Genomic DNA, 25,678 nt, shown 5'->3' on the forward strand with positions numbered 1-25,678 from the left:
CCATGCAGCGCATCCTCATTGCCAATCGTGGCGAAATCGCCGTGCGCGTCGCGCGCGCCTGCGCCGACGCCGGTTACACCTCTATCGCGGTCTACGCCGACCAAGACGCGGACGCGATGCACGTCCGGCTCGCCGACGAGGCCTACGCGCTCGGCGGCACGACCCCAGCCGACAGCTACCTCAACATCGCGCGCATCCTCCAGGTCGCGCGGGCCGCGGGCGCCGACGCCGTGCACCCGGGCTATGGCTTCCTCAGCGAGAACGCGTCGTTCGCGCGCGCGGTCGAGGATGCGGGGCTCACCTTTATCGGCCCGACCCCTGAGTCGATCGACCAGCTCGGCGACAAGGTGACCGCCCGCCAGATCGCGACCTCCGTGGGCGCGCCCCTCGTGCCCGGCACCGACAAGCCGCTCGAGAGCGCGGATGAGGCGGTCGCCTTCGCGCGCGAGGCCGGGCTCCCCGTGGCGATCAAGGCCGCGTACGGCGGCGGCGGTCGTGGCCTCAAGGTCGTGCGCCGCCTCGACGAGGTCGGCGACGCCTTCGAGTCGGCGACGCGCGAGGCCGTCACCGCCTTCGGCCGCGGCGAGTGCTACATCGAGCGGTTCCTCGACCGCCCGCGCCACGTCGAGGTGCAGGTCGTCGGGGACGGCGCGGGCAACGTGCTCGTCGTCGGCGACCGCGACTGCTCGCTGCAGCGCCGCAACCAGAAGCTCGTCGAGGAGTCGCCGGCGCCCGACCTGCCCGCCGACGCACGCGAGCGCATCCATACCGCCGCCCGCGAGATCTGCGGCGCCGTGAACTACCGCGGCGCGGGCACCGTCGAGTTCCTCCTTGGCGAGGACGGCACCGTGTCGTTCCTCGAGGTGAACACGCGCCTCCAGGTAGAGCACCCGGTGACCGAGCTCACGAGCGGCATCGACCTCGTGCTCGAGCAGTTCCGCGTCGCTGAGGGCCGCGGCCTCTCGCGCACCGACACCCCCGAGCCAGTGGGCCACGCGATCGAGTTTCGCATCAACGCCGAGGACCCGGGTAGGGGCTTCCTGCCCTCGCCCGGTGCCGTCGAGCACCTGCACCAGCCGGGCGGCCCCGGCGTGCGCTGGGACGGCGGTGTCGAGGCCGGCGACCGCGTCGAGGGCGCGTTCGACTCGATGATCGCGAAGCTCATCGTGGTTGGCGACGACCGCGCCGCAGCCCTCGCGCGCTCGCGGCGCGCGCTGCGCGAGACGTCGATCGAAGGCGTCGCAACCGTGCTGCCGTTCCACCGCACCGTCGTCGAGCATCCGGCCTTCGTAGGGGAGCGGCTCGGCGTCTACACGCAGTGGATCGAGACCGAACTTCTGCCCGAACTCGAGACGCAGCCGCGCGCGAAAGCCGCGCCCGCGCCGGCCTTGCGCCGCGTCGTTATCGAGGTCGACGGCCGCCGCGTCGAGCTAGGCCTGCCTGAGGAACTGCTCGGCAGCCTGCGCGCGGCTGACGCCGGCGCATCCGGCCCTGTCGCAGCATCCGCGGCACCCGACCAGCACGAGGATGCGCTGCTCGCGCCGGTCTCGGGCACGCTCGTGCGCCGGCTTGTCGCCGAGGGCGCACAGGTGGCCGAGGGCGACGCCGTCGCGGTGTGCGAGGCGATGAAGATGGAGACGAAGGTGCTCGCCGAGCGCACCGGCACGATCGTCTGGCTCGTCGAGGAGGGCGCGACGGTCATCGTCGACGCTCCGATCGCCCGCGTCACCGAGTAGGGGAGTGCGCCGGCCCTAGAGGTCGGCGTGCAACCGCCAGACGAGGTCGGCCGAGTAGCTCCACGAGTAGATCGGGACGCGGTCGTGGCCCGCGGTGACGAGGCTCTGGCGGAGCTCCTCGTCGCCGAGCACGTTCTTCAGCGCGACCGCGAGGCGCTCGACGAAGGTCGATTCCTCGACGAGGGGCACGTGGATGCCGGCGCCGCCGGCGACCTCCATGAGCGCCGGAACGTCGGTGTGCACCACCGCCGTGCCGGCGCGGAACGCCTCAAGGATCGGCAGACCGAAGCCCTCGTCGATCGAGGGCATGCAGAACACCGTCGCACGGTCGTAGGCCACGGCGAGGTCGGTGTTCGAGATAAAGCCGAGCGTCTTCACGCGCGAACGCTCGACGCCGGCCTCGGCGCAGAGTGAGTCCCAGTTCACGTCGCCCCAGCCGTCGGGGCCAGCGTGCACGAGTTGGGCGTCGGGAATCTTCGCGAGCGCCTCGACGAGCTTGTTCAGGCCCTTGCGGGGTTCGAGCGTGCCGACGGCGAGGATGTACGTGTCGGGCAGGCCGAGTCGCTCGGCGACCTCGTCGGGGTTCTCGGGCAGGTGCACGTCGCGCGACGGCGCGCCCGGAATCACCCGCAGGCGGTCGCCGAAGTTGTAGAGCTCGGCGACCTGCTCGGCGACCGCGTGCGTCGGCGTGACGATTGCGGCCGCGTGCTGCCAGGCGCGCTTGAGCTGGCGCTTGTGCCACCGCACGCCGTTCGTCGTGAGGGTCTCGGGATGCGTCCACGGCACGGTGTCGTGCACCGTCACGACGGTCTGCACGCCGCCATCGCTACCGAGCGGCTGCAGCGGCGCGAACAGGCTCGGCGCGTGGATGAGCCCGCCGCCGATCGCGCCCGTGAGCAGGCCGCGCGACCAGGACTGCGCGAGCGTGGAGCGGCTCAGCTTGGTGACCTCGAGGTGTGCGAGGCCGGGGAAGCGCTCTTCGATCTGCTCGACCGTGGGCGCACCCTCGCCCTTCGGCGGGGTGATGATGCCCTCAACCTCGCAGCCCGCTGGGGCACGCGAAATCACCTCGCGGGCGAGGTTCTCGGCGTACCGCCCGATGCCTCCGGGCACGGGCGCGACGAGCTGGTCGAGCAGAAACTTCAGCGTCACCATGTGGACGTGAGCACTCCATCCTCAGCGGCCGCCTCGAGGGCGTCGCGCCAGTTGCGCATCGGTTCGATGCCCGCGGCGCGCCACGCGTCGTGACCGAGCACCGAGTAGGCGGGGCGTGCCGCAGGGCGCACGAAGGCGGCCGAGTCGGTCGGCTTGACGCGCTCCGAGTCGTGGCCAGCCAGGTGGAAGATCTCGCGGGCGAAGCCGAACCAGGTCGTCTCGCCCGAGTTCGTGCCGTGGTAGATGCCGGCCGGCGCCTGCGCGTCGAGCAGCTTCACCGTCTGTTCGGCGAGGTCGCGCGTGTAGGTCGGCTGCCCGAGCTGGTCGTTGACGACCGTGATCTCGGGGTTGTTCTCGGCGAGCTTCACCATGGTCTTCGCGAAGTTCGGGCCGCCGGCACCGTAGAGCCAGGCGGTGCGCACGATGAACGTGCCCTCCGGATGCGCGGCGAGCGCGAGCTCCTCGCCCGCGGCCTTGGTGCGGCCATAGGCGTTGAGCGGGTCGCGCTGCTCGTTCTCGGCGTACGGAGCCTGGGCGTTGCCCTGAAACACGTAGTCGGTCGAGAAGTGCACGAGCTTCGCGCCGGCCTCGGCCGCTGCCTTCGCGAGGTGCTCGACGGCGGTCGCGTTGATCGCGTACGCGGCGTCCTCATCGGCCTCGGCGTTGTCGACCGCGGTGTACGCGGCGGCGTTGATGACGACGTCGTGGCCGGCGACCGCGCTGCGCACGGCGTCGGCGTCGGTGACGTCGAGATCTTGCCGTGTCAGCGCCGTGACCTCGCGGCCAGCGAGTGCGCGCTGCAGGTCTTGCCCGAGCATCCCCGCCGCGCCGGTGATGAGGTACCGAGTCACTTCTGCGCCTCCAAGGCGGCGCGCTCCTTCAGCGGCTCCCACCAGGCGCGGTTGTCGCGGTACCACTGCACAACCTCGGCGAGGCCCTGCTCGAACGGCACCAGCGGCTCGTAGCCGAGCTCGTTCTCAATCTTCGAGATGTCGACGCAGTAGCGCAGGTCGTGCCCCTTGCGGTCCTCGACGTGGTCGACGTACGAGTCGTCCTTGCCCATGAGCTCGAGGATCTTCTCGGTGATCTCGACGTTGGTCAGCTGCGTGCCGCCACCGATGTTGTAGACCTCGCCGGCGCGACCGTTCGCGAACACGAGCGCGATACCGCGGCAGTGGTCGTCAACGTGGAGCCAGTCCCGCACGTTCTCACCGGTGCCGTAGAGCGGCACGTGGCGGTCGTCCATGAGGTTCGTGACGAACAGCGGGATGAGCTTTTCGGGGAAGTGGTACGGGCCGTAGTTGTTCGAGCAGCGGGTGATCGATGCGTTCAGGCCGTGGGTGCGGAAGTACGAGCGCACGAGTAGGTCGCTGCCTGCCTTCGACGCCGAGTACGGCGAGTTCGGCTCGAGTGGGAACTCTTCGGTCCACTCGCCCTCTTCGATCGAGCCGTAGACCTCATCGGTCGACACGTGCACGAAGCGCTTCGTGCCGTGCTTCAGGGCCGCGTCGAGCAGTCGCTGCGTGCCGAGCACGTTCGTCTCGACGAAGATCGCGGCGTCGCGCACCGAGCGGTCGACGTGTGACTCGGCGGCGAAGTGCACGACGCCGTCGATGGTCGGGAAGATCTCGTCGAGCAGCGCGGCGTCGCGAATGTCACCCTCGATGAAGGTGTAGCGGGGCGAGTCGGCGATCGGGTCGAGGTTCTCGCGCACACCCGAGTAGGTGAGCGAGTCGAGCACGACGATCTCGGCGCCCTCGACGCCGGGGAGTTCGTCGCGCAGCGCGCGGCGAACGAAGTTCGAGCCGATGAAGCCGGCCCCGCCGGTGACGAGCAGTTTCATTGCAGTCCTCCCTATGAGCGTGTGGCAGCGAGCCTGCCACACTCCGCGCAGCGCGCAGAAACAGCACATAGCCTACCGGCACGATGCCGAAAACCATGTTGAATCGGTAGCGTTGAAGTGTGAAGAGTGCCGAAGCTGTGGGCAAGATCGTCGCCATCGTCGTGAGCTGGAACGGCGGCGATGAGACCGTCGCCGCGCTCGCGTCGCTCGTCGAGCAGGATGCCGGGGTCACCCGCGACGGCGACGCGCGCCAATTACAGGTGGTCGCGGCCGACAATCACTCGGGCGACGACTCGGTCGCGCGCATCTGTGCCGGTGTGCCCGAGGCCGAGGTCTTCGAGCTCGGCGACAACCTCGGTTACGGCACGGCCGCGAACCGCGCGATGGCCGCGTACCCGGCCGACGCCTATGTGATCTGCAACCAGGATGCCGTGTACCAGCCCGGCTTCATCGCGGCGCTCGCGGATGCACTCGAGGGCGACCCGCGCGTCGGCGCCGCGACCGCGCAGGTGCGGCTCGCGGGGCGCTTCGTGCGGGTCTCGGAGGCGGGCTTCGAACCGGGCGAGCGCGTGCTCGTCGGGCACGACGGGGTCGAATGGCGGGATGCGCGCGAGGGTGAGGCGGGCGAGGAACTGCTCAACTCGACCGGCAATCAAGTGACGAAGTCGGGCAACGGCCTCGATCGCGGTTGGCTGCAACCAGTGAGCACCGAGTATTCCCCGGCCGTGTTCGGCCTTCATGGCGGGGCCACGATGCTGCGGGCGTCGGCCGTCGCGCCGCTCGGCGGCTTCGACGAGGGCTACTTCATGTACTACGAAGACACCGATCTTTCGTGGCGGCTGCGCAAGGCTGGCTGGCGCGTGGCCTACGTTTCAGGCGCCGTTTCGGTGCACGCCCACGCGGGCTCGTCGGGCACCGAGTCGGCGAACTTCGTGCGTTGGAACCGACGTAACCGGTTGCGCTGTGCGCTGCGCAACGGGCCATTCGACATGAAGCTGCGGGCGCTCGTGCGCACCGCCGGGGCATCGGCGAAGGCGGCGCTGCGCTCGGTGCGGGCCCCGGCTGCTGCTCCCGCCAGCGACCACCTCGTGCTCGACTTCACCTCGCTGCCGCCGCAGCTCGGGGGAGTGGGGCGCTACCTCGAGGGCCTCGCGACGGGGCTCGCCGAACTTGACGCGACCGGGCAGAGCGTGGCGCGCACGTACCTCGTCAAGCCCGAGCACGTCGAGCACTTCCGCGCCCTCGACGCGGCTGCGGGCATCCAGGCCGTGCCGGAGTGGGTCGGCAAGCGGGGCCTGCGGTTCGTGTGGGAGCAGACGCGCCTGCCGCGCGTCGTGCGCGCGCTCGGCGGCACGGCGCTGCTGTCGCCGCACTACACCTTCCCGCTGTCAGCGCGGGGCATCCGCCGGCTCGTCACCGTGCACGACGCAACCTTCTTCTCGGACCCCGAGGCGCACTCGTCGCTGAAACGACGCTTCTTCATCGAGTGGATCAAGCGTGGCGTGCGCGCCGACGTGCAGCTCATCGCACCGAGCGCCGCGACCGCCGCCGAGGTTGTGCGGTACGCGGGCGAGCCCCGGCGCGAGATCATCGTCGCGCACCACGGCGTGAACCTTGAGGTATTTCACCGCCCAAGCGAGGCCGAGCTGGCCGCGTTCCGCGCCGAATACGGCGTCGAGCGCTGGGTCGCGTTCCTTGGAACGATCGAACCGCGCAAACGCGTCGGCGAGCTCATCTCGGCGCACGCCTCGCTGCCCGACGCGCCGCCGCTGCTCATCTCGGGGCAGCGCGGTTGGGACGCCGACGCCGCCGCGAAACTCGACGCCGCGAAGGCCGACGCGAGCTCGCGCATCCGGGAGCTCGGCTACCTGCCGCTCGAGCAACTGCGCGTGCTGCTTGGCGGCGCGGACGCATTCGTCTACGCCTCGATCGCCGAGGGCTTTGGCCTGCCCGTGCTCGAGGCGATGGCGTCGGGCGCGCCCGTGATCACGACGAAGCTCTCGGCGTTGCCCGAGGTCGGCGGCGACGCGGTGAAGTACTGCGAGCCGACCGCCGCTTCGATCGCCGCGGCGTTGGGCGAATTACTCGCGGATGCGCCGGTGCGAGCCGCGCTCTCGACCGCCGGTGCCGAGCGCGCCGCGACCTTCACCTGGCGCCGCTGCGCGAGCATCCACCTCGACGCCCTGACCCACTAGCTAGGCGGCGGGGTTGCGGGCGAGGGCCGCGGTGACGGTGCGCAAGTACGTCGCGGTGACGTGACTCGAGTCCATGAAGACGTAGATGTCGCCGCGCACCGGCGCGCACTGGCCGTCGGGGCAGATGAGATTGTTGCGGTCGATGTACTCGCCGCCCGCGGCCTCGACGCGTGTCTGCAGGTCGATGTTCGGCTCGGCGAGGCTCGTCGTGAAGCTGCAGCGCTCGGCGTCGACGCCCCACTGTTCGGTGCACATGAACGGGTTCAACGTCGTGCGCGGCGCATCGCGCACCGCGATGACGTGGACGCCTTCGTCGGTGAGCCGCTTGATCCAGTCGGTGATCCCCGGCAGCTCCGTCTCGCGGTCGTCCTCATACGAACGCGTCGCCATGACGAGCACGGTCTTTGGCTTGTCCTCGAGAATCTGGGCGGTCATGTTCTGCCAGAACGCGTTGCACTCGTCCTCGACGTCGGGTTGCACGCCCTCGCCGCCAAACTGGCATGAGAATAGGATGTACGCCCGCACCGGCCCGTCGATGAGCGGAATCGACTGCTGCGCCTGCGAATTGCCGACGACCCACGTGTCGGCATTCTCGTCGCCAGAGCAGTACTGCTCGAGATCGTCGTCGATGCTCGCGAGCGTCTCGCGTGAGCAGCTCGGTAGCTGCACGAGGTCCTCGCGCACGACCAGCTCGCTCGGCCACTGCGGAGGCCCATCGAGGTCGAGCGCGCTCGCGCCGTACGAATCGGCGGGCACGGCGAGCGCCTCAACGCGGGCTTCGTGCATCCGTGCCGAGAGGATGCCCTGGCCGACACCCAGCGTTGCGAGCGTCACGGCCGGCAGGGCGACCACGACGACGCCGGCACGAGCGAGCGCGCTGAGCCCGCGCATCCGCTTCGGCGCCTGGCGCCCCGCGAGAAACTCGGCGATCGGCAGCTCAACGAGCTTCGTGAGCGCCCACGCGAGCGCAGCCGAAATACCGAGCAGGCCGGCGCCCTCGAGGAACGACACCGAGTCGGTGCGTGCGACAAACAGGTAGATCACGAGCACCGGCCAGTGCGTCAGATAGAGCGCGAAGCTGTAGCCCGCGGCCCGCTGCATCAGCGAGTTGTTGAGCAGCAGCCCCGCCCCATAGCGCGGCGCGCCCGCCGACACGACAACGAAGCTTGCCGAGAGAATCGGCCAAAGCGCGGCCCAGCCGGGGAACGAGGCCTCGACAGGCAGCACCCAGCCGCAGAGCACGATGCCGGCCACGCCGGCCCACCCGAGCACCGCCTTTGCGACGCCCGGCAGCCGAATCCACGGCAGCACAAGCGCGAGCACGGCACCGGCCGCGAACTCCCACACCCGCGCGAACATGCTGAAGTAGGCGGCCTGCTGGTCGACCTCGGTGTAGCGCACCGAGTACGCGAAGCCGAGCACGAGCACGAGCCCGAAGCCGCCGAGCGCAACCTTGCGCGTGTCGAGCTTCGTCATCTTCGCCACAAACCAGAGCAGCGCGAACAGCAGCGGCCAGATGACGAACACCTGCCCCTGCACTGCGAGCGACCAGTAGTGCTGGAAGGGGGACGCGGTACTCCGGTCGACCGCGAAATAGTCGATCTGCTGCTGCTGCAGGTAAATGTTCTGCCAGTACGTCGACGACGCGAAGCCCTGCGTGAGAATCATCGGCGACTCGGACGTCGGCAGCCAGAGCAGCGACGCGGCGGTGATGAGCAGCGCTGCCGTCAGCGTGAGCGGCAGCAACCGGGCGAAGCGCCGCAGGATGGTCGGGAGCGGGCGGGGCGCTGCGCCCCGCTCGGCCGCCCCGATCATCGAGCGCGTGAGCAGAAACGCCGAGATAAAGAGGAAGACGTCGACGCCACCCGAGACCTTGCCGAACCAGATGTGATACGCCGCGACCAGGGCGAGTGCGAGCGTGCGCACACCCTGGACTTCGGGGATCCATTTGGCAGCCATAAGCTTCTAGGCTAACCAAGCGGGGGCGTTACTATCGCCCATCGACAAGCGTTCTCGGTTAGAACAGCCCGAGCACGAGCGTGCCGGCGAGGGCGAGTTGGTCGCGTCGGCGGCGCCGAAACTCCGAGACGCGGCGCGCGAGGCGCAGCCGGTCGAGGTAGTTCAGCCGCTCGAGCCGCACGCGCATCCACTCGAGCCGACCGCGCTCGGCGGGCGACGCGACCTCGAGGCACGCTTCGACGATGCCGAGCGCGTTGCGGCGAAACTGCCCGTTCGCGATCGAGCGAAACCGACGCACGTACTGGCTCAGCCCCTCGTTCGCGCCGAGCGCGTTCTTGCCGTGCTGGCGGTACTCGACCGACGATTCGCCGTCGATAAACCAGCGGCCGCCGGAGGCGCGCACGAGCGCATAGGCGAGCCAGTCGTGCGCTGCGGTCGCGTCGGCGACGCTGTCGGGCGCCAGGAGTCGACGCTGTACGAGAGCGAACGCCTCGGGTCGCAGCAGAAACGTCGACCCCGGGCCGGCCGACTCGAACATGTAGTCGGCGCTGCGCTGCAGCTGGTTCTTGACCACGAGCTGCCGCTCGCCCGCCGCGGTGAACGCGGTGACGTTCGACGAGACGGCCCAGTACGCCCCGCGTCCGTCGAGTCCGTTTGGCAGCGCGAGCACGTTGAAGTGGCGCTCGAGCTTGCCCGGCACCCAGACGTCGTCCTGGTCGCAAAAGCCGACCGCGTCGTAGCCGGCGACGTCGGCGTCGCGCATGATGCGAAAGAAGTTGGCGGTGGCCGAGCCGAACACGCCCGGCTCGAGCACGCGCACCCGACCCCCGGCTGCCGCGGCGTAGCGCGCGAGAATCTTACCGGTGCCGTCGGTCGAGGCATCGTCCGACACGAGCACGTCGACGTCGACTCCGCGCTGCGACAGCACGGAGTCGAGCTGCTCCTCGAGGAACGCCGCACCGTTGTGCGTCGTCAGCAGCACGAGGATGCGCGGCAATGTCGATTGGGTCATAAAACTCTCGAGTGGCGGGGGAGTACGGGACAGCGGAGTCGATCGTATGCGAGCCGGCTTGAAGATCGCCCGGCCGCCCCACCGCGGCGTCGCCTGAGCGTTTGCCCAGTGGGCGGCTACCATTTGGGAGTACTTGTTCGCTTGGCCTGTGTCAGGAAACTCTTTTTATGCGCGTCTTTGTTCAGATTCCTTGCCTCAATGAGGAGGAGACCCTCCCGCTCGTGATCAACTCGATCCCGCGCGAGATTCCGGGGGTCGACGAGGTCGTCATTCTCGTGATCGACGACGGCTCGACCGACCGCACCGTTGAGGTGGCCCGCGAGCTCGGCGTCGAGCACTTCGTGCTGCATGCCCGCAACATGGGCCTCGCGCGCTCGTTCAGCGACGGCGTCGACTACGCGCTCTCGCACGGTGCCGACATCGTTGTGAACACCGACGGCGACAACCAGTACCCGCAGAACCGCATCCCCGATCTACTCGCGCCGGTCATGGCGGGCGAGGCCGACATAGCCATCGCCGACCGCCAGACGGCGAAGATCGCGCACTTCTCGGCGTTCAAGAAGCAGATGCAGAAGGTCGGCTCGGACGTCGTCAACCTTGCCGCGGGCACGCAACTGCCGGATGCGGCGTCGGGCTTCCGCGCCTACTCGCGCAACTCGCTGTTCCGCCTCAACGTCGTGACGCAGTTCAGCTACTGCATGGAGACGATCATTCAGGCCGGCAACAAGCGCCTGCGCATCGCCTCGGTGCCGGTCGAGACGAACGAGAAGACGCGCGAATCGCGCCTGTTCAAGAACATCTGGCAGCACATGTTCAAGTCGGGCACGGCGATCACGCGCTCGTTCCTCATGTTCAAGCCGCACGTCGTGCTCGGCACGATCGGCACGGTCATGCTCGTCCTCGGCCTGATTCCGTTCGTGCGCTTCCTCATCCTCATGATCATGGGCACTGCGGGCGGCCACGTGCAATCGCTGCTCTTCGGTGCGGTCATGCTGCTCGCCGCGTTCATGTCCTATGTGTTGTTGGTGATTGCCGACCTCCAGCGCACGAACCGTGTGCTCCTCGAGGACGTGCTCGAACGCGTCAAGCGCGTGCAGCTCGGCGGCCCGCACGTTGCGGGCACGCAGTACACGGTCATCGACCTGCCCGACGACACTGCCGGCGTCGAAGAGGTGCAGCGCTTCCCGCGCACCGACGCGATCCAGCAGATCGTCCAGCCGCACCTGAACCGCGAGCACCTCGACCACGAGCGCGCACGGCAGGATCGCCAGGACCACCGCTAGTGACGGAACCCGGATCCCCGATGCTGAGCGGCGACAGCGCTGAGCCGGCTTCAGAACCCAGTCAGAGTGGCGCGAAGGGCGCGTTTGCCAAGGTATTGGCGGCACTGAGCTCACCGGTGGCAAAGTTTGTGTTTGTCGCGATCGCCCTTGCTGGCGCAGTGTGGGCGGTGGCGTCGCAGTGGTCAGAAATCGTCGAGGCGATCTCGCAACTGTCGTGGTGGACGGTCGTCGCGGGGCTCCTAATGGCAACACTGTTCGTGTTCGTCACGATGCTGTCCTGGCGGGCAATTCTCGTGGACATGGGAAGTCGGCTCACGCTCAAAGATGCGTCCAAGCTGTTCTTCGTGTCACAACTGGGTAAGTACGTGCCGGGCGGCGTATGGAACTACCTCGCGGTAGTGCAGATGGGCACAGCACACCGCATTCCCCGCGCTCGCTCGCTCTCCGCGATGGTGATCTCCGTCATGGTCTCGCTGGTCACCGCGGCGATCTTTGCGATTCCCGGGCTGGTGTTTTCAGGCGGATTCCCGGTGGCGCAGGCTGCTTGGCTGTTCGTGCTCGTTCCCGTTGTCATAGTCATGCTGCTTCCACCGGTCCTCAACCGCTTGGTTGCGTTCGCGCTCAAAGTCACCAAGCGGCCGCCACTGGCAGGCGAACTCTCGGCGAAGGGGATCGGCACCTCGGCCGGTTGGGGTATCGTCAGCTGGGCATTGGCTGGCCTCATCGTGTGGTGGATCTGCGTCGATCTGGGGATGGACGCGAACCTCAGCACCTATCTCTTGGCTGCGGGCGGATATTCGCTTTCCTGGGCTGTTGGGTTCTTGATCTTCTTCATGCCCGCCGGCCTCGGTGCTCGGGAACTCGTGCTCGCGGCGATGCTGGCTGGCTCGCTCGAACCCGGCGCGGTCATCGTCGTTGTCCTGATGGCTCGGGTGCTGTCGACGCTCGGCGATATTGTGCTCGGCGTTTGTTCCTTGGCGATTTCGACACCAACGCGGGGCGAAAAAGTCGCCGACGATTCGCCCGTCAGCGAGTAGCCCGAAACCACTCCCACGCGTGCGCGAGGCCATCCACGAGTCGTGTTTGCGGTTCCCACGTCAGGAGATCTTTCGCGAGCGAGATGTCGAGCCAGTTGACGCTGGCGTCGAACCCTCGCTGTGGGCGGTAGTCGATCTCCACATCTTTACCAACGACTGCTCGCAAGAGGTTCGCGAGGTCCGAAAGCGTTGTCGCCCGGCCGGATCCGATATTGACGACGTGGGTGTCTGCGCCAGCAACATAGAGGTCTGAATCCGCGGCGCGCATGATTGCCTGGACAATGTCGTCGATGTACACGTAGTCGCGGGCCGATGACCCGTCGCCAAAGATCGTGAGGGGGCTTCCCTCGTAGACGGCTTGCAGCCAATGGCCGATGACGCCCTGCCCACGGATGGCCTTCTGTCCAGGGCCGTAGGCGTTCGCGAGCCGCAAGATAAAGCCGGGCAGACTACTGTCGTGCAGGCGCTGTTCGAGCGCAAGCCGCGCTTCGCCGTATGCGTTGACTGGCTGTGGTCGGGTCGATTCCGCGTAGGGTACGTCGCCGCCCCCATAGACCGTGCCACCCGACGAGAGCAGGACAAGGCGAGGTTGGTTCGCCTCGCGCTCGAGCGCGGACACGAGCTCGTCAAAGACCTGGAATTCGGCGGCGACCGCGTTGGGGTCTTCATTCGCCACGGCAGGGGTGATGAGCGAAGCGGACCATACGACGTGCGAGGCGTCTCTGATCTCAGCTCGCAATTTACCGTCCGCTACGGCTGGGTGGCGACTCGAAAACTCGGCAACCTCGCGCCTCTTGGCCTTGGCTTCGCGGACGAGCGCTGACCCGATGAAGCCCGTCGCCCCGATCACTGCGAGATCGGCCCGGGGGAGGCTGTGGAATACTGGCGACATAGTGAACCACCTTATCCTCTAGGGAGATACACGTCTTGGCTCGACCCCGGCTCTTGGTCCTTGCATCTACGTTCCCTGCACAGCGAGGCGATGGCACCCCGGAATTCGTTGCCGACCTCGCGGGGGAGGAAGCTCAGGAGTCCGACACGCTGGTGGTCGTGCCGCGGGTCAAAGGGGCCCCGCGATCCGAGCAAAGCAACGGTTTCCGAGTTCGCCGGTTCGCATACTTTCCTCGTCGGTGGGAAGACCTCGCCGATGGGGCGATCATCGAAAACCTTCGCAATCGAAAGAGTCGCTGGTTGCAAGTGCTGCCGTTCTTTGTCGCCGAGGCGTTGACGACGCTGAAATCCGTTCGGTCCGGCAAACCCGACGTCATTCATGCCCACTGGATCGTGCCGCAGGGCATCGTTGCCGCGCTCGTCGCACCGAAGACGCCCCGTCTCGTGACGACGTTGGGCGGCGATCTTTACGCGCTCAACGCCGCTCCGGTTCGGATGCTGAAGCGCTGGGTACTTCGAGGTGCTGCGCGGGTAACGGTGATGAACGCCGACATGAGGCAGCGAGTGATCGAGTTGGGCGCGGATCCCGCCGCCGTGGAGGTGCTGCCCATGGGCGCCGATCTCTCGACGGTCCGGCCCCGAAAGGTGCACACTGACGGTCGGACCAGACTGCTGTTCGTCGGGCGCCTCGTAGAGAAGAAGGGCCTCGGCGTCCTCCTCGACGCGTTGCGGGAATTGTCCGGTGTCGACTGGGACCTTACCGTCATTGGCGATGGGCCGCTGCGGGAGACTCTTGAAAGTGACGCGCCCGACGGCGTCCGATTTGTGGGCACTAAGGGCCGCGAGGAGCTACGTGAAGCGTACGCGCGAGCGGACGTTGCGGTGTTTCCCTCCGTACCGTCGAGCAGCGGCGACCAGGACGGCCTGCCGGTTGCGCTGCTTGAGGCGATGGGCTCGGGCTGCGCCATCGTGGCCTCCGACATTCCTGGCATTTCGGAGGCGATCGACCACGAAGCCAATGGACTGCTCGTAGCGCCTGGTGATCGCGGGGGGTTAGTGCAGGCGCTGCGACGATTGGCCACTTCGCCCGAGGCACGGTCAGAGCTCGGATCGGCCGCAGCAACCACGGCACGCACTCGGTACAGCAAGGAAGCGATCGGCGAGCGCTACCGGGCGATCATTCGGGAGATCGTGGCCAGCGCGCGTAGTTGAGAGGGTGAAGCCCGCGCGCACAGCGCGCGGAAATCCCCGCATCCCGTACCCTTAGCGGGTGACGAAAATTTCTGTGATCGGATGCGGCTACCTCGGCGCGGTGCACGCCGCAAGCATGGCGGAGCTCGGGCACGACGTTGTCGGCATCGACACCGACGCGAACAAGGTCGAGCTGCTGTCGCAGGGCAAGGCGCCGTTCTACGAGCCGGCTTTCGACGCGTTGCTCTCGCGCAACGTCGACTCGGGTCGGCTGAAGTTCTCGACCAACTTTGCCGACGCGGCCGACGCCGCCGTGCACTTCATCGGTGTCGGCACGCCGCAGCGCGCGGATGGCAACGGGGCCGACCTGAAGTACGTCGACGCGGCCACCGATTCGCTGCTCGCGGTGCTGCCCGAGCAGCCGACGACCGCGTCGCTCATCGCTGGTAAGTCGACGGTGCCTGTCGGCACCGCGGCCCGCCTCGCCGAGAAGTTCGCGGCGAAGGGCGCGATCGTCGCATGGAACCCCGAGTTCCTGCGCGAGGGCTTCGCCGTGGACGACACCCTGCGGCCCGACCGCATCGTGTACGGCCTGCCAGCCGACACGGATGGGGCCGCGCGCGCGGAAGCGCTCCTCGACGAGGTCTACGGCCAGATTCTTTCCGGCGAGACGTACAACGACACCGACTGGACGGAGACGCCAAAGGTCGTCACCGACTACGCGACCGCCGAACTCGTCAAGGTTGCGGCGAACTCGTTCCTCGCGACGAAGATCTCGTTCATCAATGCCATGGCTGAGATCTGCGATGCCACTGGAGGCAACGTCACCACGCTCGCTGAGGCGATCGGCTATGACGACCGCATCGGAAAGAAGTTCCTACGGGCAGGTGTCGGCTTCGGTGGGGGTTGCCTACCGAAGGATATTCGCGCGTTCCAGGCGCGGGTGGATGAGCTCGGTCTGCCCAGGACTCTCGACTTCCTGCACGACGTCGATGCGGTCAACCAACGTCAGCGAAGCCGAGCCGTCAGCAAGCTCGCGGATGCACTCGGGGGTGACGTCGCTGGCAAGACCATCGCGGTGCTCGGCGCGGCGTTCAAACCCGACAGTGACGACATTCGTGACTCGCCCGCCGTCGACATCGCGCGCCAGCTGCGCGACGCCGGTGCGACAGTGCGGGTGACCGACCCGAAGGCGGGGCCCGTGGTCGCGCGCTTCGCGGCCGACCTCGACTTTGTCGACACGATCGAGGCCGCGGTGGCGGACGCCGATGCGGTCGCCGTACTCACCGAGTGGTCGGACTACCGCGACCTCGACCCGTCGACCGTGGCACCGCAGGTGCGCCGACGTGTCGTCGTGGACGGGCGCAACTGTCTCGCCCCGCAGCGCTGGCGGGATGCGGGCTTCGAGTACATCGCGATGGGCCGCTAGGTTGCGCGGAGCCGCGGGGTAGCGAACTGTGGTGTTAGTCGCGGCGCGAGGGCCGAAGGCAATTTTGTCTTCCGGCCGGCCGTTCGACGTCTGAAGTAGAGAGAGACCTTTGGGAAAACGGATCGACGAACTCGCCCCTGTGGGCAGCCACCGCGTGGCGAATCCAAACGGTTCGCGATTTCGCAGGCTGCTGCACCCGGAAACGATCATCGCCGCCATCGGTTGGGCAGCGCTGGCCTGCTTCGTCCTCGTCGCGGTTGTGCCGGGTCTCCTCGAGGGGCACGTGTTCGCGAGCACGAACATCCTCATGCGTTCCTCGATGTACTGGAGTGTCGCCGACCCCCAGACGCAGTCGGGCAACGCGTTCGTTTCGGACACCGTTGACAGCGTCCTACCCACCACGCTGCTATTCAGCGATCGGCTGAGCCTGGGCGATTTTGCTTTCCGTAACCCTTTCCAAAGCGGCGGCTCTGATCTCGGTGGAATGCCGAATGGCGGCTATTTTTCGCCGCTGTCGTGGGCATATCTGATTTTCCCGGGAGCGATGGCTCCTGCCGTCGTGAAGATCCTTGAGATCGCCGTGATCGCGTTGGGCATGTCGCTGTTCCTTCGTCGGTTGAAGATCACGCCTGCTGCGTGGCCGCTCGCGAGCCTCCTCTTCGCGTCTTCGGGGTTCATGCTCGCCTGGACGAACTGGCCGCAGACGCGCGTCACAGCCTTCATCCCCCTCCTCTTTTGGGCGGTCGAGCGGCTCATCGCCACGCGTCGGTGGACGTCGATTCCGCTCGTGGGCCTGGTGCTCGGGGCGATGTGGCTCGGAGGCTTCCCCGCGGTCGTCTTCTACACCCTCTACCTCGTAACCGCGTACGCCATCGTGAGAGCCTTCACCCTCTGGCGGGGCAACACCCTGCAGGGATGGCTCGACATTGTGTGGCAAGCCGTGCGCTACATCGGCGGCATCCTCAGCGGCGTGCTGGTCGCCGCCGTTCACCTGATTCCGTTCGTCCTTGCGTCGACCACGATGATCGATTTTGGGAGCCGAAGCGGAAACCGCGGCTCGCACATCGAAACCGTCGCGCTCTCGACGGCGCTCTTTCCGTACTCGATGGGACGTCCGGACTTCACCCTCCACTGGGGATCGGGGCATCCGGTCGAGCAGATGTCGTACCTCGGCATCGGTGGTGCCGCCCTCGTCGTCCTCGCGTTGGTGCTGCAGCGTCGGGTACCCATCCCGAACCCGATCATGTGGTTCTTCGTGCTCGCAGTCTTGGTCCTCGGCACGGCCGTCTATTGGGGCGGCCCGGTGCTGGCGCTCATCCAAGAGCTGCCAACCATGAGCTCGAGCCTCTCAGGCCGACTCCGGAGCGTCCTCGGGTTCCTGCTCGCCGTGCTTGCCGCCTTTGGCCTGCACGCGCTGCTGCGGCGCAGCGATCGCGCCATCGGGACGACGTGGGGCGGCCGAGTCCTGGGAGTGGTGTGCCTCGTCGGTGCCGTAGCGATTGTTGTCGCGCTGGTGATGACGTCGACTGATGCGATCCTCAATTCGCCGGCACCGGCGGTGGCCGCCCGCTGGGTCCAGTTCACGCTGATCGCGGCGACAGTGTTCGTCGCGATTGCGGTCGTGCTGACGAAGTATCCGTTGCCCTGGCTGAAGGTCGTGGCGGGCTGTGCGATTTTTGCGATCGTGGCCCTCCCGGCTGCGCAAACCGCGCGCCAGTGGTGGACGGTCAACGACGAGACGACTTTCTACCCGGCCACGCAAGCGACGGACTACCTTGGCGAGCACCTCGATGACCAGCGATACATCTCGTTCGGAAACTCGATCTACATTGGCGTCTCGAGCGCCTACGAGCTGCGCGACTTCGCTGGCCGAGGGTTCACCACCAAGGAATGGCGTGACCTGATCGCGGCGGTTGATCCCGAAGCGCAACGGACGGTGACGTTCGCGGAACCGACCGTCGAGGGGATGCCCGACGCCATCACCAGCCCCATTCTCGATCGCTACGGCGTCCATTACGCCACGATGCCGTCGAGCGCGCAGTTGCCGGGCCCGGTTGAGGACGTCACCGACCAGGTCGTGTCGACTCTTGTGCTCAGCGACGACTCAGCCGTCGAAACGGCAGATGTCACTGGTCCGACGAGGGGCGTAATTATTTCCGCCGCCGGTGTGACGGAAATTCCGTGGGACGGCATGCAGATCGAAGTTCGCGCCGTTTCACCCGACGGCACGGTGCTGGCCGAAAACGAGCAAGAGCTCCGACAGATTGACGACTCGATCTTCTTGGCGCTCGACGGCGACGAGTTCGCGATGGATCAGGAATGGCATCTCGAGGTGTCAACCTCGACGCCGGACGCCACCGTAAGTCTCTGGGCGGACGACGGCGACGCGGCGCTCGACATCGTGCGCCCCGAGGACGACGGCCTCAACGTCGTCGCGACGGGGGACGTCACGATTGTGGCGCGCGAGACCGCGCTCGATCGAGTCCGCTGGGCGAGTGATGCCGTGGTGATCGAGGATCCGGCCGAACGGGTGTCGTACCTGGACACGGCCGCGGGCGACGATCAGGTTCTGCTTGAGCACGAATCGGATGCGCACCAGGGCGGCGGTAGCGGCAGCGTCGTGATGCACGATTCCGGCGACCTCGACATCACCACCGCGTCGGTGACCACCGATGGCCCCGGCTGGGTGGTGTTCGCCGAATCGACCCGTCTCGATGGGTGGCATGCCACGCTGAACGGCGAGCCCGCTGACCTGGTCGATGCTGAGCATGCGGGTTCCGCCGTGTACGTGCCCGCCGCGGGTACCTACGAACTCAGGATCGAGTTCGTGACCCCGGGGTTCTACCCTGGGCTCGTGGTCACTTCGGTTACCCTCATCGCGTTTGTTGGGATTGGCGTGTGGGCGCTCATCGCCCGACGGAAGCGGAGCGTGCCGATCGCGGATTCGACGCGCGGCGCCGCGTACTCGGATGAGTAGACGTCGGCGTCTCGTACGATGAGCGCTATGGAGATTCGCGAACTTAGCATCCCCGGAACCTTCGAGGTCACCCCGAAGCAGTTCCCCGACGACCGCGGTGTGTTCTTCGAGTACTACCGCTTCGACAAGCTCGAAGAGGCCGTCGGCCACCCGCTTGACCTCAAGCAGGCGAACACCTCGGTCTCGAAGCGCGGCACCGTGCGCGGCATTCACTTTGCGGATGTGCCGCCGAGCCAGGCGAAGTACGTCACCTGCACCCGCGGCGCCGTCGTTGACTACGTCATCGACATTCGCGTCGGCTCGCCCACGTTCGGCAAATGGGACAGCGTGCGCCTCGACGATGTCGACCGCCGGGCTATCTACATTCCCGAGGGCTTCGGCCACTGCTTCGTCGCGCTCGAGGACGACTCGACCGTGAGCTACCTCTGCTCATCGACGTACGCACCCGGGCGCGAGCACGGCATCCACCCGCTCTGCAAGACGGTCGGCCTCGACTTCGAGCTCGACGAGTCAGAGTTGCTGCTCTCGCCGAAGGACACCGAGGCCCCCGGCCTCCTTGAGGCGCAGAAGCAGGGGCTGCTGCCCGAGTACGAGGCGTGCCTCAAGTTCTATGACGAGCTCAACGCAGGCGCCAAGGAGGCCAAGTAGTGAAGGGCATTATTCTCGCCGGCGGTTCCGGCACCCGGCTGTGGCCGATCACCAAGGGCATCTCGAAGCAGCTGATGCCGATCTACGACAAGCCGATGATCTACTACCCGCTGTCGACGCTGATGATGGCCGACATCAACGAGATTCTCATCATCACGACGCCCGAGTACAACTCGCAGTTCCGGGCGCTGTTCGGCGACGGCTCCGACCTCGGCATCCGCATCGAGTACGCGGAGCAGCCGTCGCCCGACGGGCTCGCGCAGGCGTTCATCATCGGTGAGGAGTTCATCGGCGACGACTCGGTTGCGCTCGTGCTCGGTGACAACATCTTCCACGGCACCGGCCTCGGCTCGTCGCTGCGCTCGCACGGCGAGATCGACGGCGGCCTCATCTTCGCCTACCAGGTCGCGAACCCGAAGGCCTACGGCGTCGTCGAGTTCGACGAGAACATGAAGGCGCTGTCGATCGAAGAGAAGCCCGAGCAGCCGAAGTCGAACTACGCGGTTCCCGGCCTTTACTTCTACGACAACGACGTGGTCGAGATCGCGAAGAGCGTCGAACCGTCCGACCGTGGCGAGCTCGAGATCTCGTCGATCAACGCCGAGTACCTCAAGCGCGGCAAGCTGCAGGTACACGTGCTCGACCGCGGCACGGCCTGGCTCGACACAGGCACGTTCGAATCGATGATGCAGGCGTCGGAGTACGTCAAGGTCATCGAAGACCGCCAGGGCCTCAAACTCGGCTGCATCGAGGAGATCGCCTGGCGCGCCGGCTGGATCGACGACGCGCAGCTCGGGGAGCTCGCCGCGCCGCTCGAGAAGTCGGGCTATGGCAAGTACCTGAAGCGCCTGCTCAAGGTCGGTAGGAAGGCCTAGCAAGCGCAACAACAACAGCGGGCGAACCAATCGGTTCGCCCGCTGTTCTGTGGCGGTGCCTAGCGCAGGAAGCCTTTGATGCGGTCGACGGGTGACTTCGCGGCCTCGGCGATGCGCACGATCGTGCGGTTGCGGAAATCTTCGAGCTCGCCCTCGGCGCGCGTGAGGTCCTGATCGAGCTGGCGGATGCGCTCCTTCATCTGCTCGTGTCGGCTGAGGAACAGTTCGCGCTCGTCGGCCCAGTCATCCAGCTGCTCGATGCGTTCGTGCTGCAGGGCGTTGTGCCGCTGCAGCTCGGCAACTTCGGCCGTGAGCTCGTCAATGCGTGCCTGGAGGCCGTCAGCGGCCTCGTGCTGCGACTCGTTCTGGCGGGCCGCCTCAAGAATCCGTGCGTCGGCTTCGGCGAGCGCGGCGGTTCGCTCGTCCTCAAGCGCCACGATGACGGCGTCGAGCTGCGCGAACCGCTCGTCGAGCTCCGCCGCCTCGGTCGGGCCGAGGGCGACGGCCTCGCCGGGTCTGAGCCCGGCGTCGGTCAGGCGCTTCGCCAGGCGAGTGTCCTGCCGGAATCCCTCGGCGCGGCGCCCCTGCGGGTGGCGCGCGGCGTAGAACATTTTCAACACCCCGGCGGCGTCCCAACGGTAGTCACGCATGAGGTGGTGGCGCGGGCTCGGGTGCAGGTCGGGGCTCGAGGCATAGATCTCGCCGCCGACGCGCACGCGGCCGCGGTACTGCTGCCACGAGCGCATGGGGAAGTGCAGCACCTCGATGCCGACGTCGGCTGGCAGGGCCTCGGCCTGCTCGAACGATGAGAAGTGGTTGCCCTGGGCGACCTCAACGGTGTCGGAGCCGGGGTGGATGAGGTTCTGGGTCGGATGCGCGTGCAGGCCAACGCGGTGCAGTGCCTCGGGCGAGCGCTCGTCACGCCAGACGGCGGCGGTGATGTCGAAGCCGCTCTCGAGCACGGGTCCGAACATGTTCACGACCTGGACGGGGTAGGAGACCTTGGCCTCCGGGAGGCGAGCCAGCGCATCCGCCACCGGCTCGCCGTTCTCGGTCACCCAGAACTCGTCGGCATCGGAGTTCAGTACCCAATCGGCGCCGTACTCGCTCGAGGCGCGGCGGGCCATGCCTGTGACGACCTCGAACTGCCGCTTGTCCTGCTGCAGGTGGTCGTGCAACTCGATGCGGCCCGCGTCGGCGTACTCGCCGAGCACCTCGCGCGTGCCGTCGACCGACCCGTTGTCGGTGACGATGATCTGAGTGAACCCCTGGGAGAGGTGGTAATCGAGCCAGGTGCGGATGAGATCGATCTCGTCGCGCACCATCAGGGTCATGACGACAACGGGTTCGGGTGAGCTAGGCACGGCTTCCTCCACTGGTAAACGTCGATGCGGCGGCCGCGTACACCGGGCCGATGCTCTCGGGCCCGGCCTCGGCCCGGAACTCGCCGAGGTCGTCGCGACGGGCGAGCTCGTGCCGCTGGTCATCCTGGAACGTCGTCGTGACGAGGTAGTCGCCCGCGCCGATCGACAGGTTCGGCAGCGTGAAGCGAATCGTGTGCTCACCCACGGTGAGGGGCGCGTTCTTCAGCCCCGAGGCGTGCGTCGAGGTGACGAGCACGGTCGTGCCGAGCTGATTCACGAGCGCGACGGTGAGGTCCCACGAACTCAGCTCGAGCTGGGTCTCGAAGGTCACCGCGACGTCGAGCGTCGCGCCCGGACGCAGGGCCTCGCCCTCACTCGGCGTCGACGTGACGTTCGTGATCTGCAACTGCTGGCGGCGACGGTCGATCTCGGCCTCGCGAGCGCGGTCGCGCTCGAGGCGGGCCCGCTCGGACTCGGCCTGGTCGGCCGAGTCGAAGCCGGCACGGAGGATGCTCACCGCGTCCGCCGGCAGGCCGTCAAAGACGACCTGGCCGTGGCCCATGACGACCGCGCGGGTGCAGAGCTCCATGATCTGCTCGAGCGAGTGCGACACGATCACGATCGTGCGGCCCTCCTCCTGGAACTGCTTGATCTTGTCGAGGCACTTCTTCTGGAATGCCTCGTCACCGACCGCGAGCACCTCGTCGACGAGCAGCACGTCGGGGTTGACGTTAATCGCCACCGCGAAGGCGAGGCGCACGTACATGCCCGAGGAGTAGAACTTCACCTGCGTGTCGATGAAGGGGCGGATGCCCGAGAAGTCGACGATCTCTTCGAAACGCGACGCCGTCTCCTCCTTGTCCATGCCGAGGATCGCGGCGTTGAGAAACACGTTCTCGCGACCCGTGAGGTCGGGGTGGAAGCCAGCGCCAAGCTCGAGCAGCGCCGCGAGGCGGCCGCGCGAGTAGACGGCGCCCGAGGTCGGCTCGATGATGCCGCCGATGGTCTTCAGCAGCGTCGACTTGCCCGAGCCGTTCGGGCCGATGAGGCCGATCGTGCTGCCGGCCTCGATGTCGAGGCTGACGCCCTTGAGCGCCCAGAAGTCGTCACGGTGTTCGTGCGAGCGGCGGGGGTGCAGCACGCGCTCCTTGAGCGACTTGTCCTTGTGCAGCACGAAGCGCTTCGAGACGTCGCGCACCTCGACGACGTTCGGGCGGACCGTTTCAACCGCAGTAGATTTACTCGTCATTCGTTACAGCTCCTGCGCAAAGTTGCCCTGCAGCCGCGCGAAGATGCGCTGGCCGACCCACACGAGAATCAGCCCGAAGACGATCGCGATGCCCATGCGTGACATCAGCTCGGGCGGGAACGTGGCGGTGGGGGAGCTCGGCTGCCAGAAGGCGACCTGGAACCCAAGCACCGCGAGCGTGAGGGGGTTGTCAATGTAGATCTCGGTGAGCCACGGCACACCGAAGTTCACGAAGGCGTCGTGCACGAACGTCCACGAGTAGACGATCGGGCTGAACCACATGAGCAGCATCATGAGCACCTCAACGAGGTACTGCACGTCGCGGAAGTAGACGTTCGTCGACGCGAGGATGAGCCCGAGGCCGGTGCTGTAGAGCAAAATGATGACGACCGACACGAGGCCGTACATGAGGTGCCAGCCGAACGTCAGCGAGCCCGTGAGCAGCGCCGCGGCGACGAGAATCACCATCTGCAGGATGAAGTTGAACAGCGACGAGCCGAGCGTCGCGAGCGGGAAGATTTCGCGCGGCAGGTACACCTTCTTCACGAGGCCGGCGTTCGCGATGATTGACCCGGTCATCGCCGTGAGCGTCTCCGAGAAGAGGCTGTAGAGCGTCAGGCCGGTGAAGATATAGACCGCGAAGTTTTCGATCGAGCGCGCGGCACCGAGGAACTGCCCCATCACGAGGTAGTAGATAAGCAGCTGCGTCAGCGGGCGAATCAGGCTCCAGGCGAACCCGAGCACCGAGTCCTTGTACCTGCCGACGACCTCGCGGCGCACGAGCAGGCCGAGCAGGTTGCGGTGCTCGCGCAGCTCGCGGATCGCGGTGACAAACCCCGCAATCGGGTTGCGGGGTTGCTTGCGAGTTTCGAGCTCAAGTGAGGCCAGGCGGCGCATGCGCTCGTCTGAAACCTGCTGCATTTCATTGAAGTACGTCATAGAAGTGTTGGGTGACCCTGCGGGGTTGCGGGCAAAAAAGACGGAGTTCCCAGGGGATCGCAGGTCACGCTGGTGAAAGTCTAATGTTGGTCGCCTGATACGGCGGCGATTTCACCCACGGCGGCGCCACCTTAGCGCTCGCTCGGGCCCGCCTCGCTAGTCTTAGCTGCAGTCAATCAAGGAGATGTGCGTGCGACGTTTTGTGTTTTTTCTGCTCTACGACCCCGACGGGTACGTCGACAGCGCGGTGCTGCACACCCTGAACGGCCTGCGCCCCCACGTCGAGCACATCATGGTCGTCTCGAACGGCTTCCTCCAGGCCGAGTCGCGCAAGCGGCTGGATGCGGTGGCCGACGAGGTCTTCGAGCGCGAGAACGTCGGCTTCGACTCTGGCGCCTACCGCAGCGCGATCGGCCGCGTGGGCTACTCGAAGCTCGCTGACTACGACGAAGTGCTGCTCATCAACTACACCTTCTTCGGGCCGATCACGTCGTTTGACGAGCTCTTCGCGCGCATGGACCCGAAGCCCATCGACTTCTGGGGCATAACCGACCACGTCGCCGTTTCACCGCACCCCATGCTCGGCAAGGGCGTCATGCCCGAGCACCTGCAGTCGTACTGGATCGCGTTCCGCAAGAGCCTCGTCGCGAGCGCCGACTTTCGCGAATACTGGGCGTCGCTGCCGAACGGCATGTCGTACCACGACGTCATTACGGTGTTTGAGACCGCGCTCACCCGCCATTTCGGCGACCTCGGCTACGCGTGGGAGAGCGCCTACCCGGCTGACGACTACTCGGTGAACAACGCCTCGATGGAGCAGCCGCTGCGCCTCCTCGACGACGGCTGCCCCATGTTCAAGCGTCGCCTCTACTTCCACGACGTCGTTGACCTCGACACGCGCGACGTCGCGGCGAGCGAGGTCACGGCGCGCGCCCTCGAACTCGGCTTTCCCCGCGATGTGCTCATCGACGGCGTGATTCGTCGCACCCCGGCCCGCGCACTCGCGACCGGGCTCGGCCTGCTCCACCTCGTTGACGACGTTGCAGCGCCCACCGAACCGGATGCCCGCCTCGCGCGCCGCACCGGCCGCGTGTGGCGCAGCTGGTTGCGCGACGGTATCGACCCGTTCGACGGTGCGGAGGTGCTCGTCGTTGACGGCATTAGCGATGACGAGCTCGCTGACGGACCCGCGGCCGAATACACGAACGCGAACCTCGACGAGGCGCAACTGCTGCGCGCTCGCGGCGGCATCGTCGATCGCCCCGCCGACACGCTCGGCGCCTTCGACGCGGATGCGCGCCTCGGCGTGCTCGTCCCGCTCGCCGAGCACCGCGCCTCGACCCGCCTCGGCTACGGCTGGCGTGGCCTGCGCACCGCGGCGAATCGCGTCGCTGAGGCCCTCCGCCTAATCGGCCCGCTCGAACGCCACGCACCGATGGCGCCGTTCGTCGGCGTTGCCGCCTATCGGGCGGATGCGCTCGCTGGTCTCGTCGAGCGCGTCGAGTCGGCCGGCGGCTGGGCCTCGCTCGTTGACCTCGCAGACGTTGGTGAAGACGAGCTCGAGCTCATCTTCGATTTGCTTGCCGCCGACGTCGCGAAGACGAACGGATACGTCGCCTCGGAGGCCGCGCGCCGCAGCGACTTCGTGCGCTCGTCGCAGCTGCTGCAGTACAAGTTTGCCGACACGAGCGCGCGCTTCGGGCCCGAGCAGCGGGCCCCCTTCATGGGCCCGCTGACGCACCCGAACTCATTCATTCGGCCGTTCGTCGGCGACTGGCTGCGCACGAAGGCCCCGTCGACCGCCAAGGTCGTGCTCAAGGGCGAGGAGTCGGCGCGCAAGCAAGCTGGCGCAGCTAAGCGTGCGATTACGCGCATCGTGAAGAAGGGGCGCTAGC

General features: G+C 67.0%; 19 protein-coding genes. 10 read left to right on the forward strand and 9 right to left on the reverse strand.

Annotation, left to right across the window (positions count from 1 at the left end; genetic code table 11):
* Nucleotides 1–2 precede the first annotated feature (2 nt).
* On the forward strand, nt 3–1,736 hold the full coding sequence (locus QM019_RS03100) for an acetyl/propionyl/methylcrotonyl-CoA carboxylase subunit alpha (protein WP_282851821.1): 1,734 nt from the start codon (nt 3–5) through the stop codon (nt 1,734–1,736).
* A gap of 15 nt (nt 1,737–1,751) precedes the next feature.
* On the opposite strand, the gene QM019_RS03105 is transcribed toward QM019_RS03100, so the two are convergent.
* The 3 genes from QM019_RS03105 to rfbB are packed head-to-tail and all read right to left on the reverse strand — an operon-like array spanning nt 1,752 to nt 4,734.
* Nucleotides 1,752–2,891, reverse strand: coding sequence for a glycosyltransferase family 4 protein (locus QM019_RS03105; protein ID WP_282825250.1), 1,140 nt, complete (start codon nt 2,889–2,891; stop codon nt 1,752–1,754).
* Nucleotides 2,885–3,742, reverse strand: a complete 858-nt coding sequence (gene rfbD, locus QM019_RS03110) for a dTDP-4-dehydrorhamnose reductase (RefSeq protein ID WP_282825248.1) — start codon at nt 3,740–3,742, stop codon at nt 2,885–2,887. Before rfbD ends, QM019_RS03105 begins: the two co-directional genes overlap by 7 nt.
* Nucleotides 3,739–4,734 carry a dTDP-glucose 4,6-dehydratase gene (gene rfbB, locus QM019_RS03115; protein ID WP_282851822.1) on the reverse strand — a complete coding sequence of 332 codons (996 nt, stop codon included), beginning with the start codon at nt 4,732–4,734 and terminating at the stop codon, nt 3,739–3,741. Before rfbB ends, rfbD begins: the two co-directional genes overlap by 4 nt.
* Nucleotides 4,735–4,853: 119 nt before the next feature.
* Here rfbB and QM019_RS03120 point away from each other — a divergent pair, with 119 nt between their 5' ends.
* A complete protein-coding gene (locus QM019_RS03120) occupies nt 4,854–6,929 on the forward strand; it encodes a glycosyltransferase (protein ID WP_282851823.1) in 2,076 nt (691 codons plus the stop codon).
* Here QM019_RS03120 and QM019_RS03125 read toward each other — a convergent pair whose 3' ends face one another.
* Together QM019_RS03125 and QM019_RS03130 are read right to left on the reverse strand one after the other, a co-directional pair.
* Nucleotides 6,930–8,888, reverse strand: a complete 1,959-nt coding sequence (locus QM019_RS03125; protein WP_282851824.1) for an acyltransferase family protein — start codon at nt 8,886–8,888, stop codon at nt 6,930–6,932. It lies immediately after the preceding gene.
* Nucleotides 8,889–8,946: 58 nt separating this feature from the next.
* Nucleotides 8,947–9,900, reverse strand: coding sequence for a glycosyltransferase (locus tag QM019_RS03130; protein ID WP_282851825.1), 954 nt, complete (start codon nt 9,898–9,900; stop codon nt 8,947–8,949).
* A gap of 167 nt (nt 9,901–10,067) precedes the next feature.
* Between QM019_RS03130 and QM019_RS03135 the strand changes: the two genes are divergently transcribed.
* Together QM019_RS03135 and QM019_RS03140 are read left to right on the forward strand one after the other, a co-directional pair.
* Nucleotides 10,068–11,183: a glycosyltransferase family 2 protein gene (locus tag QM019_RS03135; RefSeq protein WP_282851826.1), complete on the forward strand. Its 1,116-nt coding sequence runs from the start codon at nt 10,068–10,070 to the stop codon at nt 11,181–11,183.
* 20 nt (nt 11,184–11,203) lie between these two features.
* Nucleotides 11,204–12,220, forward strand: coding sequence for a lysylphosphatidylglycerol synthase transmembrane domain-containing protein (locus QM019_RS03140; protein WP_282851827.1), 1,017 nt, complete (start codon nt 11,204–11,206; stop codon nt 12,218–12,220).
* On the opposite strand, the gene QM019_RS03145 is transcribed toward QM019_RS03140, so the two are convergent.
* Complete coding sequence (locus tag QM019_RS03145; RefSeq protein WP_282851828.1) at nt 12,210–13,112, reverse strand: NAD-dependent epimerase/dehydratase family protein; 903 nt, start codon at nt 13,110–13,112, stop codon at nt 12,210–12,212. The two genes, QM019_RS03140 and QM019_RS03145, sit on opposite strands and share 11 nt — an antisense overlap.
* Before the next feature lie 53 nt (nt 13,113–13,165).
* Between QM019_RS03145 and QM019_RS03150 the strand changes: the two genes are divergently transcribed.
* The 5 genes from QM019_RS03150 (at nt 13,166) to rfbA (ending at nt 20,231) form a co-directional block, all read left to right on the forward strand.
* Nucleotides 13,166–14,323 (forward strand): glycosyltransferase family 4 protein, encoded by a 1,158-nt coding sequence (locus QM019_RS03150; protein ID WP_282851829.1) that lies wholly within the window; start codon nt 13,166–13,168, stop codon nt 14,321–14,323.
* Nucleotides 14,324–14,381: 58 nt separating this feature from the next.
* Complete coding sequence (locus QM019_RS03155) at nt 14,382–15,731, forward strand: UDP-glucose dehydrogenase family protein (RefSeq protein ID WP_282851830.1); 1,350 nt, start codon at nt 14,382–14,384, stop codon at nt 15,729–15,731.
* Between the two features lie 154 nt (nt 15,732–15,885).
* Nucleotides 15,886–18,708 carry a YfhO family protein gene (locus tag QM019_RS03160; RefSeq protein ID WP_282851831.1) on the forward strand — a complete coding sequence of 941 codons (2,823 nt, stop codon included), beginning with the start codon at nt 15,886–15,888 and terminating at the stop codon, nt 18,706–18,708.
* A gap of 27 nt (nt 18,709–18,735) precedes the next feature.
* Complete coding sequence (locus QM019_RS03165; RefSeq protein WP_282851832.1) at nt 18,736–19,356, forward strand: dTDP-4-dehydrorhamnose 3,5-epimerase family protein; 621 nt, start codon at nt 18,736–18,738, stop codon at nt 19,354–19,356.
* Nucleotides 19,356–20,231, forward strand: coding sequence for a glucose-1-phosphate thymidylyltransferase RfbA (rfbA, locus tag QM019_RS03170; protein ID WP_282851833.1), 876 nt, complete (start codon nt 19,356–19,358; stop codon nt 20,229–20,231). Before QM019_RS03165 ends, rfbA begins: the two co-directional genes overlap by 1 nt.
* Nucleotides 20,232–20,290: 59 nt before the next feature.
* Here the strand turns inward: rfbA and QM019_RS03175 are convergent, their stop codons facing one another.
* The 3 genes from QM019_RS03175 to QM019_RS03185 are packed head-to-tail and all read right to left on the reverse strand — an operon-like array spanning nt 20,291 to nt 23,783.
* Complete coding sequence (locus tag QM019_RS03175) at nt 20,291–21,595, reverse strand: glycosyltransferase family 2 protein (protein ID WP_282851834.1); 1,305 nt, start codon at nt 21,593–21,595, stop codon at nt 20,291–20,293.
* Complete coding sequence (locus QM019_RS03180) at nt 21,588–22,844, reverse strand: ABC transporter ATP-binding protein (RefSeq protein ID WP_282851835.1); 1,257 nt, start codon at nt 22,842–22,844, stop codon at nt 21,588–21,590. Before QM019_RS03180 ends, QM019_RS03175 begins: the two co-directional genes overlap by 8 nt.
* Nucleotides 22,845–22,847: 3 nt before the next feature.
* Complete coding sequence (locus tag QM019_RS03185) at nt 22,848–23,783, reverse strand: ABC transporter permease (RefSeq protein ID WP_125106926.1); 936 nt, start codon at nt 23,781–23,783, stop codon at nt 22,848–22,850.
* A 190-nt stretch (nt 23,784–23,973) separates the two neighbouring features.
* On the opposite strand from QM019_RS03185, the gene QM019_RS03190 reads away from it, so the two are divergent.
* Entirely contained in the window at nt 23,974–25,677 is a 1,704-nt protein-coding gene (locus QM019_RS03190) for a rhamnan synthesis F family protein (protein WP_282851836.1), read from the forward strand.
* Nucleotide 25,678: the final 1 nt, after the last annotated feature.

The organism is Gulosibacter sediminis, from assembly GCF_030011715.1.
In the GTDB taxonomy this organism is placed as follows: domain Bacteria; phylum Actinomycetota; class Actinomycetes; order Actinomycetales; family Microbacteriaceae; genus Gulosibacter; species Gulosibacter sediminis.

Excerpts from the sequence above, each read along its gene's own strand:
- QM019_RS03100 (WP_282851821.1), top strand. The coding sequence starts at position 3 with ATGCAGCGCATCCTCATTGCCAATCGTGGCGAAATCGCCGTGCGCGTC.
- QM019_RS03105 (WP_282825250.1), bottom strand. The coding sequence starts at position 2,891 with ATGGTGACGCTGAAGTTTCTGCTCGACCAGCTCGTCGCGCCCGTGCCC.
- rfbB (WP_282851822.1), bottom strand. The coding sequence starts at position 4,734 with ATGAAACTGCTCGTCACCGGCGGGGCCGGCTTCATCGGCTCGAACTTC.
- QM019_RS03125 (WP_282851824.1), bottom strand. The coding sequence starts at position 8,888 with ATGGCTGCCAAATGGATCCCCGAAGTCCAGGGTGTGCGCACGCTCGCA.
- QM019_RS03130 (WP_282851825.1), bottom strand. The coding sequence starts at position 9,900 with ATGACCCAATCGACATTGCCGCGCATCCTCGTGCTGCTGACGACGCAC.
- QM019_RS03135 (WP_282851826.1), top strand. The coding sequence starts at position 10,068 with ATGCGCGTCTTTGTTCAGATTCCTTGCCTCAATGAGGAGGAGACCCTC.
- QM019_RS03140 (WP_282851827.1), top strand. The coding sequence starts at position 11,204 with ATGCTGAGCGGCGACAGCGCTGAGCCGGCTTCAGAACCCAGTCAGAGT.
- QM019_RS03145 (WP_282851828.1), bottom strand. The coding sequence starts at position 13,112 with ATGTCGCCAGTATTCCACAGCCTCCCCCGGGCCGATCTCGCAGTGATC.
- QM019_RS03165 (WP_282851832.1), top strand. The coding sequence starts at position 18,736 with ATGGAGATTCGCGAACTTAGCATCCCCGGAACCTTCGAGGTCACCCCG.
- QM019_RS03180 (WP_282851835.1), bottom strand. The coding sequence starts at position 22,844 with ATGACGAGTAAATCTACTGCGGTTGAAACGGTCCGCCCGAACGTCGTC.
- QM019_RS03185 (WP_125106926.1), bottom strand. The coding sequence starts at position 23,783 with ATGACGTACTTCAATGAAATGCAGCAGGTTTCAGACGAGCGCATGCGC.